Source organism: Actinocorallia sp. B10E7 (assembly GCF_039871655.1).
Lineage (GTDB): Bacteria > Actinomycetota > Actinomycetes > Streptosporangiales > Streptosporangiaceae > Actinocorallia.
The window spans coordinates 246,654-262,998 of the sequence record NZ_JBDPLZ010000007.1; the positions used below are offsets into that span (position 1 = coordinate 246,654).

General features: G+C 70.7%; 17 protein-coding genes. 8 read left to right on the top strand and 9 right to left on the bottom strand.

Annotation, left to right across the window (positions count from 1 at the left end; translation table 11 throughout):
* Positions 1–3 precede the first annotated feature (3 nt).
* Positions 4–966 carry a glycerophosphoryl diester phosphodiesterase membrane domain-containing protein gene (locus ABGB12_RS24965; RefSeq protein WP_347681871.1) on the bottom strand — a complete coding sequence of 321 codons (963 nt, stop codon included), beginning with the start codon at positions 964–966 and terminating at the stop codon, positions 4–6.
* A 224-nt stretch (positions 967–1,190) separates the two neighbouring features.
* Here ABGB12_RS24965 and mtrA point away from each other — a divergent pair, with 224 nt between their 5' ends.
* The 6 genes from mtrA to ABGB12_RS24995 all read left to right on the top strand — a co-directional run bounded on the left by mtrA (position 1,191) and on the right by ABGB12_RS24995 (position 7,897).
* Entirely contained in the window at positions 1,191–1,868 is a 678-nt protein-coding gene (mtrA, locus tag ABGB12_RS24970; RefSeq protein WP_106397618.1) for an MtrAB system response regulator MtrA, read from the top strand.
* Positions 1,869–1,906: 38 nt separating this feature from the next.
* Positions 1,907–3,478 carry an MtrAB system histidine kinase MtrB gene (gene mtrB, locus ABGB12_RS24975; protein ID WP_347681872.1) on the top strand — a complete coding sequence of 524 codons (1,572 nt, stop codon included), beginning with the start codon at positions 1,907–1,909 and terminating at the stop codon, positions 3,476–3,478.
* On the top strand, positions 3,475–5,253 hold the full coding sequence (locus ABGB12_RS24980; RefSeq protein ID WP_347681873.1) for an LpqB family beta-propeller domain-containing protein: 1,779 nt from the start codon (positions 3,475–3,477) through the stop codon (positions 5,251–5,253). The genes mtrB and ABGB12_RS24980 overlap by 4 nt, the downstream gene beginning before the upstream one ends.
* A 59-nt stretch (positions 5,254–5,312) precedes the next feature.
* Positions 5,313–5,966, top strand: a complete 654-nt coding sequence (locus tag ABGB12_RS24985; RefSeq protein ID WP_347681874.1) for a phosphoribosyltransferase family protein — start codon at positions 5,313–5,315, stop codon at positions 5,964–5,966.
* Positions 5,967–6,469: 503 nt separating this feature from the next.
* Positions 6,470–7,138, top strand: coding sequence for a ribosome-associated translation inhibitor RaiA (raiA, locus tag ABGB12_RS24990; protein ID WP_347681875.1), 669 nt, complete (start codon positions 6,470–6,472; stop codon positions 7,136–7,138).
* A gap of 69 nt (positions 7,139–7,207) precedes the next feature.
* Entirely contained in the window at positions 7,208–7,897 is a 690-nt protein-coding gene (locus tag ABGB12_RS24995) for a response regulator transcription factor (protein WP_347681876.1), read from the top strand.
* A 38-nt stretch (positions 7,898–7,935) separates the two neighbouring features.
* Here ABGB12_RS24995 and ABGB12_RS25000 read toward each other — a convergent pair whose 3' ends face one another.
* Positions 7,936–8,931 carry a stage II sporulation protein M gene (locus ABGB12_RS25000; RefSeq protein WP_347681877.1) on the bottom strand — a complete coding sequence of 332 codons (996 nt, stop codon included), beginning with the start codon at positions 8,929–8,931 and terminating at the stop codon, positions 7,936–7,938.
* A gap of 69 nt (positions 8,932–9,000) precedes the next feature.
* Here ABGB12_RS25000 and ABGB12_RS25005 point away from each other — a divergent pair, with 69 nt between their 5' ends.
* Positions 9,001–9,990, top strand: a complete 990-nt coding sequence (locus ABGB12_RS25005) for an RDD family protein (protein ID WP_347681878.1) — start codon at positions 9,001–9,003, stop codon at positions 9,988–9,990.
* Between the two features lie 40 nt (positions 9,991–10,030).
* A complete protein-coding gene (locus ABGB12_RS25010) occupies positions 10,031–10,732 on the top strand; it encodes a carbon-nitrogen hydrolase family protein (RefSeq protein WP_347681879.1) in 702 nt (233 codons plus the stop codon).
* Positions 10,733–10,735: 3 nt separating this feature from the next.
* On the opposite strand, the gene ABGB12_RS25015 is transcribed toward ABGB12_RS25010, so the two are convergent.
* The 7 genes from ABGB12_RS25015 to ABGB12_RS25045 all read right to left on the bottom strand — a co-directional run bounded on the left by ABGB12_RS25015 (position 10,736) and on the right by ABGB12_RS25045 (position 16,306).
* Positions 10,736–11,854, bottom strand: a complete 1,119-nt coding sequence (locus tag ABGB12_RS25015) for a serine hydrolase domain-containing protein (RefSeq protein ID WP_347681880.1) — start codon at positions 11,852–11,854, stop codon at positions 10,736–10,738.
* 159 nt (positions 11,855–12,013) lie between these two features.
* Positions 12,014–12,382, bottom strand: a complete 369-nt coding sequence (locus ABGB12_RS25020; protein WP_347681963.1) for a hypothetical protein — start codon at positions 12,380–12,382, stop codon at positions 12,014–12,016.
* A 46-nt stretch (positions 12,383–12,428) separates the two neighbouring features.
* Entirely contained in the window at positions 12,429–13,106 is a 678-nt protein-coding gene (locus ABGB12_RS25025) for a DUF433 domain-containing protein (protein ID WP_347681881.1), read from the bottom strand.
* Positions 13,107–13,507: 401 nt separating this feature from the next.
* Positions 13,508–13,999 carry an SRPBCC domain-containing protein gene (locus ABGB12_RS25030; protein WP_347681882.1) on the bottom strand — a complete coding sequence of 164 codons (492 nt, stop codon included), beginning with the start codon at positions 13,997–13,999 and terminating at the stop codon, positions 13,508–13,510.
* Positions 13,996–14,592, bottom strand: coding sequence for a TIGR03086 family metal-binding protein (locus ABGB12_RS25035; protein WP_347681883.1), 597 nt, complete (start codon positions 14,590–14,592; stop codon positions 13,996–13,998). The genes ABGB12_RS25030 and ABGB12_RS25035 overlap by 4 nt, the downstream gene beginning before the upstream one ends.
* Positions 14,582–14,923, bottom strand: coding sequence for a metalloregulator ArsR/SmtB family transcription factor (locus ABGB12_RS25040; RefSeq protein ID WP_347681884.1), 342 nt, complete (start codon positions 14,921–14,923; stop codon positions 14,582–14,584). Before ABGB12_RS25040 ends, ABGB12_RS25035 begins: the two co-directional genes overlap by 11 nt.
* Before the next feature lie 78 nt (positions 14,924–15,001).
* Complete coding sequence (locus ABGB12_RS25045) at positions 15,002–16,306, bottom strand: YibE/F family protein (RefSeq protein ID WP_347681885.1); 1,305 nt, start codon at positions 16,304–16,306, stop codon at positions 15,002–15,004.
* Between the last annotated feature and the right edge of the window lie 39 nt (positions 16,307–16,345).

The window sequence follows — 16,345 nt, forward strand, 5'->3', positions numbered from 1 at the left end:
GATTCACCGCCTCGCCCACAGGGCCAGGAAGTCCTCGTCGGGCACCTCGTCGCGCTGCTGGAGCTCCAGGTCCAGGCCCTCCCGCCGGTGCCGCCGGTCCAGGTAGAGCAGCGCGATCACCGCCGCGTCGAACGGCGCGACGACCGTCAGCGACACGATCTGGCCGAGGGTCTCGACGGCCAGCGCGGCCACCGCCTGCCAGCCCTCCGGCTCCATGCCGAAGAACAGCATCCCTCCGACCAGGAACGGCACCTGCAGGATCATCCCCATGAAGGCGGTGAGGACCGCGGTGAGCAGCAGGAGGAGGAACGTCCTCCACCACTGCCCGCCGACCAGCCGCGCGGACGTCGCGAGCGCCGCGCGGACGCCGCGGCGCTCCAGCACGACGGCGGGCGCGGCCAGCACGTACCGCGTGTACAGCCAGACGGCGACCACCAGCATCAGCGGGAAGCCCAGGACGCCCAGCAGCACGGCGAGCGGCGTCGGGCCGCCGCCGCCGGCGACCACGACGAACGGCGTCAGCACCAGCGCGCCCAGCAGGGGGACGCCGAGCCCGAGCACCGCCGCCACCGCGGCGAGGCCTCCCAGCCGGGGCCGCGCGTCCCGCCAGACGCCGCGGAAGGCGACCGGCTGCCCGAAGGAGGAGCGGGCGATCACCGGGGCGAGCAGCCCGGCCAGCACCAGGACGACCAGCGCGGACCCCACCGCGCCGATCCCGGCCAGCGTCAACTGCCCGCCCACCGAGCGGAGCAGGAGGCCCGGGGTGTACTCGTCGGAGCCCCCGATGAAGAAGTAGCCGGTGACGGTCAGCAGGATCTGGAGGACGCTCACCATGGCCGCGGCCGGGCCGAGCACCGCGCGCGGTGATCGGCGCAGCACGGCCAGCGCCGCGTCCAGCGTTTCGGACACACTGAGCGGCCGCAGCGGGATCTCCCCGCCGAGCAGTTCGGCCCGGTCGACTCGCACGGGGCCATCCTGCCATGTGTCCTTATATCCAGGAGATTCCCAACGCCAGCCCCTCCCCAGGTGGTGCAAATATCGCGTGTCGTAGGCGAATCGGAACGCAGAGTACATGGCGTAGCCGGGAGATCACCGGTGTTTCCCCGATTAGGGACCCCGGCACTGGTAAAACGCGGGTAACCTGGCTCGACTGGCGATGACGGCCTCCAACAGAACGGCGATGAGGGCGCATGAGAGGACGTGTACTGGTCGTCGATGACGACCTGGCGCTCGCAGAGATGCTCGGCATCGTGCTGCGCGGCGAGGGCTTCGAGCCGTCGTTCGTGCATGACGGCGACAAGGCCCTCGAGGCGTTCCGGGAGACCCGGCCCGACCTCGTCCTGCTGGACCTGATGCTTCCGGGGGCGGACGGCATCGACGTGTGCCGGCAGATCCGGGCCGAGTCGGGCGTGCCGATCGTCATGCTGACCGCCAAGAGCGACACCGTCGACGTGGTGCTCGGCCTGGAGTCGGGCGCGGACGACTACGTGGTCAAGCCCTTCAAACCGAAGGAGCTGGTGGCCCGGGTGCGCGCGCGGCTGCGCCGCACCGACGAGCCCGCGCCCGAGACCCTGCAGATCGGCGACATCTCCATCGACGTCGCCGGCCACTCGGTCAAGCGCGGGGACAAGCACATCCCGTTGACCCCCCTGGAGTTCGACCTCCTGGTGGCGCTGGCCCGCAAGCCGCGCCAGGTGTTCACCCGCGAGGTCCTGCTGGAGCAGGTGTGGGGCTACCGGCACGCGGCCGACACCCGTCTGGTCAACGTGCACGTCCAGCGGCTCCGCGCCAAGATCGAGAAGGACCCGGAACGTCCGGAGATCGTCGTCACCGTACGAGGCGTGGGTTACAAGGCCGGCCCGGCCTAGTTTCCGGCGTTCACGGCGCCCCGGCGAAGGGTCCCCCCATGAAGACCACCCTCCTGCGGCTCGTCCGCGGGCTGTGGCGCCGCTCGTACGTGCGCTGGCGCAGATCCATCCAGGTCCGCGTGGTCACCACCACCCTGCTGCTCTCCACGATCGTCGCGGTCGTCCTCGGCGTCTTCCTGATGCAGCAGATCACCACCGCGCTGCTGGAGAGCCGGGGCGAGTCGGCGATCCAGCAGCTCAACGAGGGCCTGGGCATCCTCAAGCGCACCCAGGGCGACCGGGTGACCGAGAAGGTGGCCAGGGAGCTCGCCGCGCGCAGCGGCCCGTCCGGCCGCTACGAGGTCTACCTGCGCAACACCAACGAGGAGACCAACGGCGGGCTGCCCACCAACGACCTCGATCCGGTGAGCATCCCGCGCCAGCTCACCGAGGACATCAACGCCGAGCCCGGCGCCAAGGTCTGGCGGATCGGCGAGCTCATCCGGCAGTACCACGACGACGAGGCGGCGCTGATCGCCGGCGCCAAGGACGGCCCGTACGAGTTGTACTACCTGTTCCCGCTCAAGCAGGAGCAGCGCACGCTCGTCTTCGTCCAGCGCACCATGGTCGGCGTGGGCGTGGCGCTGGTGCTGCTGCTCGCGGCGATCGCCTCGGTGGTGACCCGGCAGATCGTCATCCCGGTGCGGCTGGCCGCGCAGTCCGCCGAGCGGCTGGCGGCCGGGCGCCTGGAGGAGCGCATGAAGGTGCGCGGCGAGGACGACCTGGCCAAGCTCGGCCGCTCCTTCAACGACATGGCCACCACCCTGCAGGAGAAGATCTACGAGTTGGAGGGGCTGTCGCAGGTGCAGCGCCAGTTCGTCTCCGACGTCTCGCACGAGCTGCGCACCCCGCTCACCACCATGAAGATCGCCGCGGACATGCTGTACGAGAACCGCGAGGACTTCCAGGCGATGGTGGCCAGGTCCGCGGAGCTGCTGCAGAGCCAGATGGAGCGGTTCGAGTCGCTGTTGGCGGACCTGCTGGAGATCAGCCGGCACGACGCGGGCGCGGCCACCCTGGACGCCGAGTCGGTGGACGTGCGCGACCTGGTGCTGGCCGCCGTCGACGACGTGCAGGACGTGGCGGAGCGGCGCGGCAGCAAGCTCGTCCTCAAGCTGCCGGGCGAGGCGTGCATGGCCGAGGTGGACCGCCGCCGGATCGCCCGGATCCTGCGCAACCTGCTGTTCAACGCCATCGAGCACGGCGAGGGCAGGGACATCGTGGTCACCGTCGCCGCCGACCGCGACGCGGTGGCTCTGGCCGTCCGCGACCACGGCACCGGCCTGAAGCCGGGCCAGGCCCAGATGGTGTTCGACCGGTTCTGGCGGGCCGACCCGTCGCGGGCCCGCACCATCGGCGGCACCGGCCTCGGCCTGTCGATCTCCCGGGAGGACGCCCAGCTGCACGGCGGCTGGCTCCAGGCCTGGGGCGAGCCCGGGGTGGGCTCCCAGTTCCGGCTGTCGCTGCCGCGCAAGGCCGGGGCGGAGCTGCGCGGCTCGCCTCTTCCGCTGGTCCCCGCCGAGGTCGAGCTGAACCGGGCCGACCTCGCCGATCTGGAGGTCACCGAGTGAAGCGCCTCATCGCCGCGGTCCTGGCGGTCTCCTGCCTGTCGGGCTGCGCGAGCATGCCGACGGGCGGCTGGGGGCCCGCGAAGGACAACGGCGAGCGCACCGAGACCTTCGACGAGCCCTATGTCCGGGTGGTCCCCACCCAGCCCCAGGACGGCTGGCCCCCCGACAAGGTGGTGCTCGGCTACCTCGTGGCGATGGCGAACTTCGACAACGACCACGAGTCGATGCGCGCCTACCTGGCCGAGGGCGGATCCTGGAAGCCGGACGTGCGCCCGCCGGTGACGGTCCTGGACGACCCGGAAGCCTCCTCCCCCACGCTGATACCCGTCAGCGAGGAGGACAAGGAGGCCACGGTCCGGCTCTACGGCGACCGGCTCGGCCAGATCAGCTCCTCGGGCCAGTACGAGGCGCTGAACCTGCCCGAGCACGAGGTGACGTTCTTCCTCAAGGAGGTGGCGCCGGGCCGCTGGCGGATCGTCGGGCAGCCGAACGAACTGGTGCTCTTCCGCAGCGACGTCGACCGGGTCTTCCGCACCACGAACCTGTACTACTTCGCGCCGGACCGGCAGTCCCTGGTGCCCGACCCGGTGTTCCTGCCGCTGCTCAACCGCTCGGATCTGCCCAGCCAGCTGGTGAAGTCGCTGCTGAGCAAGACCACGCCGTGGCTGGACGGCGCGGTGGTCTCCTCCTTCCCCGAGGGCACTCAGCTGCTGGGCAAGGTGCGGCTGGAGGAGGACTCCGCCGTCGTGAACCTCAGCCGGGAGGCGGCGGCGGGCGACGTCGACCAGATGTCGGCGCAGCTGATGTGGACGCTGGGGCAGCTCACCGAGATCCGGACGATGCGGCTGCAGATCGACGGCCGCACCCGGCGGACCAGCGACGGCATCGTCGTCCAGGACAAGGGCCGCTGGGAGGACCGCGGGCCGGACGCCCCCAGCAGGGTCACCGGCGAGTCCCAGTACCTGCTCGCCGAGTCCGGTCGGCTCGCGCTGCTCCAGGGCAACATGGCGGTGCCCGTCCCGTCGCTGCGCGACCACACGTTCCGGGACGCGGCGGTGTCGCTGAACGGCCAGCAGTTCGCCGGGATCTCCGGGCAGACCCTGTACGTGGGGGACCTGAGCGGGGGCGGCCAGGTCAGGCAGGTGCTGAAGGCCGAGAAGGGCGCGACACTGCTGCGCCCGTCCTGGGACCGTTCGGGGAACCTGTGGATCGTGCAGAACAAGGGCCGCTCGTCCACGGTGTGGATGCTGGCCCCGGGCCAGGCCAGGGCCTTGAGGCTGGCCTCCCCGCCGGAGCTGCGCGGCGGCCAGCAGATCAAGGCGCTGCGTGTGGCGCGGGACGGGGTGCGGGTGGCCGCGCTGATCGGCGACGGCTCCCAGACCGAGATCCAGATCGGCCGGATCATGCCCGGCGCGTCCGGGAGCGGCGCGTACTCTCTGGGCTTCCACTCGATCAACGCCGAGCTGGGCTCGGTGGTCGACCTGGCCTGGCGTGACGCCGACACGCTGGCGGTGCTGGGCACGGCGGGCGCCTCGACGAGCATCCTGCCCTACCTGGTGCCGATCAGCGGCGGGGCGGTCCAGGCGATCGGCGGGAGCTTCGAGGGCACGCCGGTGAGCATCACGGCGGCGCCCGGCAAGGAGATCATGCTGGGCATCGACCCGGGCAAGCAGAACCAGGCGCCGACCACCTGCCTGCAGTCGCTCAACGAGGACCCCCGGTTCAGCACCTGGGACTGCGGGATCGCCGGGTCCTCCCCCACCTACCCGGGCTGACCCGGGCCCGGATCGGCCCGGCCCGCCGTTCTGTCACTCCCCCCGGTGAGGATGGGGGTGTGTTCGGCGCGCTTGTGGAGTTGCTGCTGCCCTCCCGCTGCGCGGGCTGCCGGGCGCCGGGAGCCGAGGTGTGCGCGGGGTGCGCCGCCCGCCTGGCGGGGCCGGGGTTCGCGGTGGCCGGCGGGCCTCCCGTGTGGGCGCTGGGAGCCTACGAGGGGGCCCTGCGCGCGCTGGTCCTGGCCCACAAGGAAAAGGGGCGCGCCGCGCTGTCCGTCCCGCTGGGGCGGGCTCTGGCGGCGCTGGTGGCGGCCCGGTGGAGACCGGCGGGTCCCCTGCTGCTCGTCCCCGTGCCCTCTTCCGGGCGGGCGGTGCGGCGGCGGGGGCGCGACGCCACGCTCCTGATGGCCGAGGCCGCCGCCGCCGTCCTGCGCGGCTCGGGGTGGCCGGTGCGGTGCGTCCCGGTGCTGCGGCAGCGGCGGGGCACCTTCGACCAGGCGGGGCTGGGCGCGGCGGCGCGGCGGGCCAACCTGGCGGGTGCGTTGCGGGTGACGCGCCCGGTGGAGGGGGCCGCCGTGCTCCTGGTGGACGACGTGGTGACGACGGGCGCGTCGCTGGCGGAGGCGGGGCGGGCCCTGCGCGAGGCGGGTGCGGTGCTGGAAGGGGCGGTGGTCCTCGCCCGAACAGAACCTAGTAAATCTCGCAATTATCTATAAGCAACCAAGATTATGGAAAGCAACTTATGCCCATATAACTGGGCGACCAACGTCCCAGGTGGCGGGCCCCGGGGAGTTTCTTCGCGCCGCGAGCGCGATAGGTGAGATTTGCCGCACCGCTCCCCGATGACATTCGGGGCGGGAGGGGCTAGCGTTCTGACATGGCACCCACCCGGGTCCGTGGTTGCGCCGGTTCGCGGCTCTCCGCAGGGAGACCTCGTACCGAGCTAGCCGATGCCAGTCGCAGGCGAAACGGTCCACGTAAGCCGACTTTTTGTCGAGTGATCACGGTGCGGCTTAGAAGTAAGTCCTGCCCCGCCGGCGGATCAGATATCCGCCGTCACGGGAGAAGAGCAGTAGTGGCATGGGCTGCGAGCCTCTCAGCAGGCGATTGTGGGGTCGAAGACCAGGTCGGCCGGGTGGGTGCTCCTCCATTGACGGAAACATCTGGAACTCTTGATTCCGGACTGTCCGTTGTCTCAACAGAGAAGGGGGGTCCGAAGTTGGACATCACCGTGAGGGGCCGGCGGACGGACGTGAACGACCGCTTCCGGCGGCACGTCGACAGCAAGCTCGCCAAGTTCGAAAAGCTCGACTCGAAGATCATCCAGGTGGACGTGGAGGTGAGCGAGGAACGCAACCCCCGCCAGGCCGGGCAGCGGGAGCGGGTCGAACTGACCGTCCGCTCCAAGGGCCCGGTGATCCGGGCCGAGGCCGCCGCCGACGACCGCTACGGCGCGCTCGACGTCGCCCTCGACAAGCTCGACACCCGCATGCGCCGAGCCGCCGACCGCCGCAAGATCCACCACGGCTCGCGCACGCCCGCCAAGTACAGCGGCATCGAACCGATGCCGACCCCTCTCGAGCCCTCCCCGCTGACGGCCGCCGAGCCGTCGGTCGAGTCGGCCCGGGCCGAGTCCGAGGAGACGGTCTTCGAGCGGCCCGACCTGGAGGAGAAGCTCCTCAACATCCCGATGGACGGGAACGGTCCCATCATCGTCCGGGAGAAGTCCCACCAGGCCGAGCCCATGGACATCCAGCAAGCTCTCTACGAAATGGAACTTGTCGGACACGACTTCTTCCTGTTCCGTGACAAGAAGAGTGGCCGGCCCAGCGTCGTCTACCGGCGGCGCGGGTGGGACTACGGGGTCATCCGTCTCATCGAGGAGTAATCTAGTGTGAGCAACCCGTAACCGCCCTCGCCGTGCCATGATCTAGGCAACCCATATGGGGGAGGAAGAGTGAGCGAGATCCCCGAACCTCGCACCGATCCGATCCGAGTCCTGATCGTGGACGACCATGCCCTGTTCCGGAGGGGACTGGAGATGGTCCTGTCCGGAGAATCCGGCATCGAAGTGATCGGCGAGGGCGGTGACGGGCTGGAAGCCGTCCAGAAGGCACGCGACCTGACACCGGACGTGATCCTCATGGACATCCGGATGCCCCGCCGGGGCGGCATCGAGGCGTGCGCGGCCATCAAGGAGGCCGTGCCCAGCGCGAAGATCGTCATGCTGACGATCAGCGACGAGGAGGAGGACCTCTTCGAGGCGCTCAAGGCGGGCGCCACCGGCTATCTGCTCAAGGAGATAGCCATCGACGAGGTGCCCCAGGCGGTCAGGGCGGTGCACGGCGGGCAGTCGCTGATCAGCCCGTCGATGGCGTCCAAACTGATCTCCGAGTTCACCGCGCTGGCCAAACGGTCCGAGGAACGGCAGCAGCAGGTGCCCGCGCCGCGGCTGACCGACCGCGAGATGGAGGTCCTGCGCCTGGTGGCGCGAGGCCTGGGCAACCGGGAGATCGCCCGGGAGCTGTTCATCTCCGAGAACACGGTGAAGAACCACATCCGCAACATCCTGGAGAAGCTGCAGCTGCACTCCCGGATGGAGGCCGTCGTCTACGCCGTCCGCGAGAAACTGCTGGAGATCACCTGAGGTCTGGGGGTCTGGGGGTCGCTCCCTAGACCAGTCCGTCAGGCGGACACCGGGGCGAGGTCGGGGGTCTCGGCCGCGTCTCCGGTGTCGCCCGCCGCCACCGCGCGGCGGCCGAAGAACCACACGTAGGTCAGGAACGCCGCCTCGGCCACCACGCCGATGCCGATGCGCAGCCAGGTGGTGTGCACCCAGCCGGTGACGAAGCCCTCGATCGCGCCCGAGACCAGCAGCACCCCGATGAGGCCGAGCACGACGCTCATCGCCGCGCGGCCCTCCTCTGCCAGGGCGCGTCCGCGCGGGCGGTGCCCCGGGTCGATGATCGTCCAGCCGAGCTTGAGGCCGACGCCGCACGCCACGTAGACGGCGGTCAGCTCCAGCAGGCCGTGCGGCAGGATCAGGCCGAAGAAGATGTCGGTCTTGCCGTGGGCGGCCATGAGCCCGCCGACCAGGCCGAGGTTCAGCTGGTTGAGCACCAGGACGTACAGCGTCGGGATGCCCAGCAGGATGCCGAAGGCGATGGCCTGCGCCGACACCCAGGCGTTGTTCACCCACACCTGGAAGGCGAACGCTCCCGCCTCGTGCTCGGTGTAGTAGTTCGCGAAGTCCTCTTCGACCAGCTTCTTGATCTCGTAATCGGGGCCGACGGCCGCCTGAACCTCCGGGTTCCCCGCCACCCAGAAAGCGACGGCCAGCGCCAGCAGGTTGCCCAGCAGCGCGCAGCCCAGCCACCACCGGCGCTGCCGGTAGACCACCCCGGGGAACGACACCGTGATCAGCCGGGCGGCGTCCCGCCACATCGGGGCGCTCGCACCGGAGACGGCGGCCCTGCCGCGCGCCACCAGCGACGACAGCCGCCCGATGACCAGCGGGTCCGGCGAGGCCGAACGCACCACCGACAGGTGGGTGGCCGCCCGCTGGTAGAGCTCGACCAGTTCGTCGATCTCCGCACCGTCCAGCTTCCCCGTGCGGTTGATCAGATACTCCAGGCGGAGCCATTCGGCGTTGTGCGCGGCAACATAGGCGTCGACATCCACAGGCAGGAATCTACCGGGCTCCGCGGACACGAGCCCTGAGGACAGCCGATGGCGGGCATACTGGGCCGCATGACGGTCATTCCCGGTGAGCTGGTGACGGGTGAGGCGGTCGCGCTGGACATCCGGCCCGCCCGTCTGGCGAGCCGGGCCATCGCCCTCCTCCTCGATCTGGCGATCATGTTCTCGCTGATGGCCACGCTCGGGCAGGTGGTGCAGTTCGCGGTGCTGTTCGCCGACGAGGCCGTGGCGATCGGGCTGGGCATCGTGGTCACCGTCGGGAGCATCGTCGGCTACCCCGCCGTCATGGAGACGGCCACCCGCGGCAAGACCGTCGGGAAGATGGCCCTCGGCCTGCGCACGGTCGCCGTGGACGGCGGAGTGGTGCGCTTCCGCCAGGCGCTGATGCGCTCCCTGACGGGCTTCGTGGAGTTCTTCATGTTCGCGGGCGCTCCGGCGCTCCTGTGTTCCCTGTTCGACCACCGGGGCCGCCGGCTGGGCGACGTCTTCGCCGGCACCATGGTCATCCAGGATCGGGTCGCCGCCGAGACGGTCCGCGGCCCCGTCGCCCAGATGCCCCCCGCCCTGGCCTCCTGGGCCGCCGCCCTGGAACTCTCCCAGATCACCGACGACCAGGCGCTCAGCGCCCGCCAGTACCTGCAGCGCTACAACGAGCTCCTCCCCGACGTCCGCGAACGCCTCGGCGCCCGCCTCGCCGCCGGGTTCGCGCCCCTCCTCACCCCGCCTCCGCCCCCCGGCGTCCCCCCGGAGCTCCTCCTCATGGCCGTCCTCGCCGAACGCCGCCGCCGCGAGGAGCACCGCCTCGCCGAACGCCGCTCCCGCCGCGAGGCCCACCTCCGCAAGACCGGCCAGCACGTCCCCGTCGAGCCCCCGTCCCCGGCCGTCTTCCTCCCCCCGAACACCTCCGCCTACCAGGCTCCGGGCCTCCACCCCCACTTCCAGCCGGTCCAGCAGGCACCGCTCGCGGCAAGCCGCCCCGGCCCCCAGCCGTACGCGCCCGTCTCCCCTCCCCAGCAGCCCGGGCCCCCTTCTGCTCCCTGACCGGCCGGCCCCGGTCGACCTGAGACTCCTTGGATCCCCTGTGCGTGAACCGCTCGTCATCGCCGTTGCCCAGCCTCTCTGTACGGCCCGCGACGTGGAGGCGAACGCGGCGGCGCACGCGGATGCGATCCGCGCCGCGCGCGCCCGTGTCGTCGTCTTCCCCGAGCTCTCCCTGACGGGGTACGAGTTCGGCGCTCCCGCTCTCTCCCCGGACGATCCCGGGCTGGCGGCCGTCGTCGAGGCGTGCGCGGAGACGGGTTCGCTGGCGCTGGCGGGCGCTCCGGTGCGGGGTGAGGAGGGCCGCCTCCACATCGCCACCCTGGCCGTCGAGGGCACCGGCGTCACCATCGCCTATCGCAAGCAGTGGATGGACGGGCCCGAAGCCGAGCTCTTCACGCCGGGGCCCGCGCCGGCCGTCCTCGACGTCGACGGCTGGCGGCTCGGCCTCGCCATCTGCAAGGACATGGGGACCCCGCAGCACCCCGCCGACACGGCGGCCCTCGGCATGGACGTCTACGTCGCGTCCGTGCTGGACTCCGAGGAAACCTCCCGCTCCGCCGAACGCGCCCCCCGCATAGCGGCCGCCTACGGCGTCCCGGTGGCCCTCTCCAGCTTCGCCGGGCCCACCGGCCAGGGCTACGACCGCACCGCGGGGGGTTCGGGCGTCTGGTCCCGCGAGGGCGAGCGGCTCGCCCGCTCCGGCCCCGGGCCCGGAGCCATCGCCCGCGTCGTCCTCTCCTGACGGTCAGGCCCCCGAGCGGGCGCCGGCCACCGCGGCGGCGACGGCGCGCAGGGCCGGGAGCGTGTCGCCTCCCTCGAGGTTGAGGAAGGTGTTGCGGGCTATGACGACGTTGTGGCGGGTGGAGACGTAGACCTTCTGGTCTCCGAGGCCACTGGCGTAGAAGCCCTCACCGGGGTCGAGCCACCAGTGCAGTCCGTAGCGGGAGTGGACGCCGGACGGGGTGGTGGCCTCGGTGACCCAGGAGGTGGAGAGGACACGGCGGCCCTTGACGACGCCGTTGTCGAGCATCATCTTGCCGAAGAGGGCGAAGTCGCGGACTGTCGCGTAGATGCAGCAGTAGCCGAGTCCGTTGCCGCGCGAGTCGTTGCCGACGTAGGCGGTGGACGTCATCCCGGAGGGAGCCCAGATCTTCTCCTGGACGTAGCGGAAGAACGGGTTACCGGTGGCCTTCTGGACGACGAGAGCGAGGACCGCGGAGTCCATGCTGCTGTAGTTGAACTTGGTTCCCTGGTTCCAGGCCTTCTTGCGGGCCGCCGCGAACTGCAGGGTCGACTGCCAGCCCATGCTGACGGACACGTGCAGGGGGACGTCATCGGCCGACTCGTCCCAGACGATGCCCGACGACATGCGCAGCAGGTTCCGCAGCGTCACGGGCCCGTAAGTGGTTCCGGCCAGTTCGGGCACGTAGGTCTCGACGGTGTCGTCCAGGGAGTGGATCCTGCCTTCGTCCAGGGCGGCCCCGACGGCGTCGGACGTGAACGACTTGCCCGCGGACCACGACTGGAACAGCGAACTCTTGGTGTAGCCGAACGCGTACCACTCGTTCACGACCTTGTCGCCGTCGAGGACGACGAACCCCTGGGCGGTGCGCCGCAGGTAGTCCTTCAACGTGCGGGTCTCACCGTCGTAGGTGTAGGTGACGTCGAGGTCGCGCGGCGCGTCCGTCAACGCGACCGGGTCGGACGACGGCGCGAGGGGGTCGAAGCCCGGCAGCACCGAGTACGGCCAGACGGCGGAGTCCGCCGTCGGCGCGGCCGTCGCCGGGGCGGGTGCGGAGGTGACGGCGGCGAAGCCGAACGTGAACGCGGCGGCGAGGGCGAGGGAGCGGGATCTGCGACGCATGGGGTCTCCTGGGGGGCGAGGGGCGTCACTCCAGACCGGAAGAAAAATCCATCCGTGATGTCCTTGCTTGACGTTAAATCCGAGTGACGCGCATCACAACGCCCAAAAACCACGCGCGAGCGACCGGAGGAGTCGGTTCCTGAGCCGAGCTCCGGCGTATCACCTCCGGGGGCGAGCCCTTCTCCCGGTTCTCGGGGGCTCGTAGGGCTTGATGCCGTGGAGGGTCAGGCGCCAGACTCCGACTTCCTTGCGGATGCATGCCACGCACATGTCGGCCAGGCATGTTTCGAGCAGCGCGAGCCTCTGGTCGACCCGGGATTGGCCGGGCAGCAGGAAGACGCTGACTTTGGCCTGCCGGTAGGCGAGAAGTTCCGCGGGCCTTTCGAAGATCTTCAGATCACTTCCGATCACCGACCAGCCCCGGGTTCCGACGAGGGGAAGCCAGTCCTCATCCCGCTGACCGCGGGCCTCGGACCAGGACTCGTACAGCTCTCCAGGCGTGTGGACCCGGTAGCCCAGGTCCGTCAGGCATCTGCGGACGCTCTTTCCCGCACTGTTCTCGTCGAGGTAGAACTCAGGCGGCTCTCCGGCCTAGGAGGACGCGTGCGGCGGCCCGGACCTCCTCGGAGGTGACGTCGAGCTCATCGGCCACCACCTCGGGATCCTCGCCCGCGCTCAGCATCGCGGCCACATCCCCCACCCTGGTGCCCGACCTCGGGAAGATCGGCTGCCCGAAGGCACGCCAGGGGTCGATGACGGCTTTGGAGGGGAGGAACGTCATCAACTCGATGAGGCGCGGGTATCCGTCCTCGTCCCTGGTGACGTACTGCAGATAGTCCTCGACGATCTCTCTCATGACCCGCTGGCCGGTCGCACCCTCGATCAGTCCCTCGCCCTCGGGACTGCGGGAGAAGTCCCACAGCACGTCGATCCCGTCGGTCGCCAGCTCGGGTGCGATGAGCACGTAGTCCCGGCCGAACTCGTTCTGGAGCCGCTTCAGCGCGGGCCGGATCCGCTGCGGACGCACTCCGGCGGCGCTCAGCGCCTTGAGCACATGCGCTTCGGCGAACGCCACGAACGTGACGCTCGCCCGGCGTGGCCGGGGAGCGAGGGTGTGCAGCAGCGGCGGACCGTCCCCGCCGTCGTTCGCCCATCCCTGAAAGGTGGACCTCGCGATCCCCAGGTAGCGGGAGGCGTCGGAGACGTTGAGAAGCCCCCGCGTGAACCGGATGTCCTCCGTCGCCACGGCCATGGTCCCGACCTCCTGTCCTCGCGCCTGCCCCCATCATCACGATCTCACGCCCCCGTGTCCGGGCACTCTCCGGCCCTTGACCCAACCGAGCAGTCCAGAACGGACGAGCACGCGTCCATACAGACGGTAATCCTGCCACAGCGTGGCAGAGAAATTACGAAGAGCGAGGAAGTCACGGCGTCTGCTGGACGCCGACGTCGACCGGATCCGTCCCCCGCCAGCGGGCGGGGGTGTTCTGTCGTCTTTTTTCAATGCCCGGAGCGGCCGTCCTGCTTACCCTGCCCTGATCGGAACAGGGGAGGAAGAGCTCATGGATCTGAGTCCTGTGATGGGTCGGGCCGCCGAGGCCGCGGCCGCGCGCTGGGCCTGGCGGGCCGCGACCCGTCCTGGAAGCCGGGCTCCTAAGAGACCCGGCGGTCTGCGGCCTGCCGGAGCACTTCGTCGAGCCGTTCGCAGCCCTCGGACACTCCGCGTGCCATCGGGGAGGCGAGCACCAGATCCCGCGCCGCCTTCGAGGCGAACAGGTGGGTCGTGGTGAGCGTGGTCGTTCCGTCCCTTTCGACGAAGTCATGGCTGACCAGCGCCTCGCCCGGGTACCAGTGGTCGTCGAACGACTCGGTGTAGGACAGCCGGGAGGGTGCGGCGACCTCGCGGTAGACGCCGCCGGCGGCCATGGCGGCACCGCCCGGACCGCGCCAGACGAACCGCCAGGAGCCGCCCGCTCGCAGGTCGATCCGCGCGTCGACGACGGTCCAGCCGCGGGCGCCATACCAGCGCGCGAGAAGTTCCGGTCTGGTCCATCCCTCGAACACCAGCCGTGCGGGGGCGTCGAACGACCGCGTCATGACGATCGCGCGCTCCGACGGCGTCGCGACGGTCAGCTCCGAGGTCACGGACGCCACCGCGGATCACGGCCGACGAAGGCGAGCAGCCTGTCCTGGAGGGTCGCGCCCTCCGGGACCTCCGCCTCCGGGCCGAACACCTCGACTCCCGGTCCGAACGCGCCCGGGGTGCGGAACCTTTCGAGGAGCTCGGGGGGAATCGCCTTCATCACGGCCCAGGCCCGCTCGACGTCCTCGGAGTCCATCGTGTCGTCCTGGGACGTGGCGCGGGCGAGGTCCCAGCCGTGCAGCGGAAGGTCGTCGCTGACGACCTGGTCGATGTTCTGCTCCGCCGACATGGGGCCTGCGAACGTCTCGCACGGTTCACCGGCGAGCGAAGGGTCGTCCAGGACCGCTTCCACGTCGGCCCGGGCGGCGCGGAAGGCCGCCACCGGGTCGTCGTCGACCGAAGGAGCCGGGCTGAGGGAGCGGCCCAGGGGTCTCAGCATCACCCCGTGCATGTCGATGATGTGCCGCACCACGTCCCTGGCCGTCCACTTCTCACAGGGAGAGGGGTTCGACCACTGGTCCGGGCGGACGGAAACGACCTTTCGTTCGAACGCGTCGGCCCTGCGCCGGTATCGGTCGGCTGCCTCACTCGTCACTGCCGTTCCTCTCCTTGAGCTCGTCCAGCAGGGCGTCGAAGCTCTGGTAGCGCTCTTCCCAGAAGCCCCGGTAGCCCTCCAGCCACGCGGTGGCGTCCTTGAGCGCGTCGGCCCTCAGCCGGCAGGGCCGCCGCTGCCTGTCCCTGCCGCGGGAGATCAACCCGGCCCGCTCCAGGACCTTGAGGTGCTTGGAGATCGCCGGCTGGGTCATGGCGAACGGCTCCGCCAGCTCCGTCACCGTGGCCTCGCCCTCCCTGAGCCGGGCCAGGATCGCCCGGCGGGTCGGATCGGCGAGCGCCGCGAAGGTGGCGTCAAGACTCTCCGCGCCCATCCGGAACCTCCCATTCGATAACCAGTCTTTAATATAACCGACTGGTTTTCAAAAGGAAGGCTTCCGGGGACGTCCGGCTCAGAAGACCCGCTCTTCGGGGTCCTCTTCCCACTCCCACGACGCCTTCGGCCGGGGGGTGTCGCCGGACGGCTCCTCGGCGGGGGCGGCGGGGGTCCCGCGGGAGGCGGCGAAGGCCGCCAGGGCCGTGGTGAGGGGGACGGCCGCGATGAGGCCCAGGGTGCCGACGACGCTGCGGACGATCTCCTGGGCGATGACGGGGTTGGTGAGCACCTGCCCGGCACCCTGGCCGCCGAGCTCGAACAGCAGGAGGAGCGGCAGGGAGGCTCCGGCGTAGGCCAGGACGATGGTGTTGATGACCGAGGCGATGTGGGCGCGGCCCACCCTGGCGCCCGCCCGGTAGAGCTCGCGGAACCCGTAACGGGGGTTGGCTCCGGCCAGCTCCCGCACGGTCGCGGACTGTGTGACCGTCACGTCGTCCAGGACGCCGAGGGCGCCGATGAGGATGCTGGCCAGCAGCAGGCCCCGGGTGTTGATCTGGTAGTTGGCGTCCAGATAGAGGGAGCTGTCGTCGGTGATGCCGCTCAGATGCGTCAGGTCGAGCACCGCGGTGGCCAGCGCCCCGGCGAGCACGAGGCTGGCGAGGGTGCCCAGGACCGCCACGGACGTCGTCACCGTGAAGCCGTGGGTGAGGTAGAGCACCGCCAGCATGATCGCGGACGCGCAGACGACGGCGACGAGCAGCGGCGGCCGCCCCTCCAGGATCGCGGGCAGGAGGAAGAACACCAGGAGGGCGAAGGTGATGCCCAGCCCGGCGAGCGCCCGCAGGCCGCGCCAGCGGCCGAACGCGATCACGGCGAGCACGAACGCCACGGCGATGAGCCACAGCGCCTCCGACCGGTCGTGGTCGGAGAGGTGGTAGCGGTCGCCGTTCAGGGTGCCGCCGGGCATCTCCAGCAGCACCACGTCGTCGCCCTCGGCGAAGACCTGGCTTCCCGGGCCGCTGGGCAGCTCGACCCGCGCCGTCGTGCCCTTCTCCTTCCCGGACTCCAGCCGCACGGTCGCCGTCCCGCAGCGTCGCGGGTCGGTCTCGAACGGGGCGACGCCCGGTTCGCCCAGGTCCAGGGGTGTGCTGCCGGGAGTCGCCTCCTGGCAGGGTTTGAGCGTGACGGAGGTGATCGTCCCGGTGGCCCGCCCGACCTTCACGCCCTCCTCGCCGCGCGGCTCCTCGCCCGACGGCCACAGCCACACCAGCCCGGCCAGGGTCGCGACGGCCAGCGGGACGAGCACCGCGAGCACCGCCCGCACCACCGCCCGGGGAGCCGGTTCCCCCGTGTCCTGACCGTGGTGGTGCCCGGAGCCCACAGCCGTCTCCTCTCGCCGCGTACCGAAGGTCGCCTGATG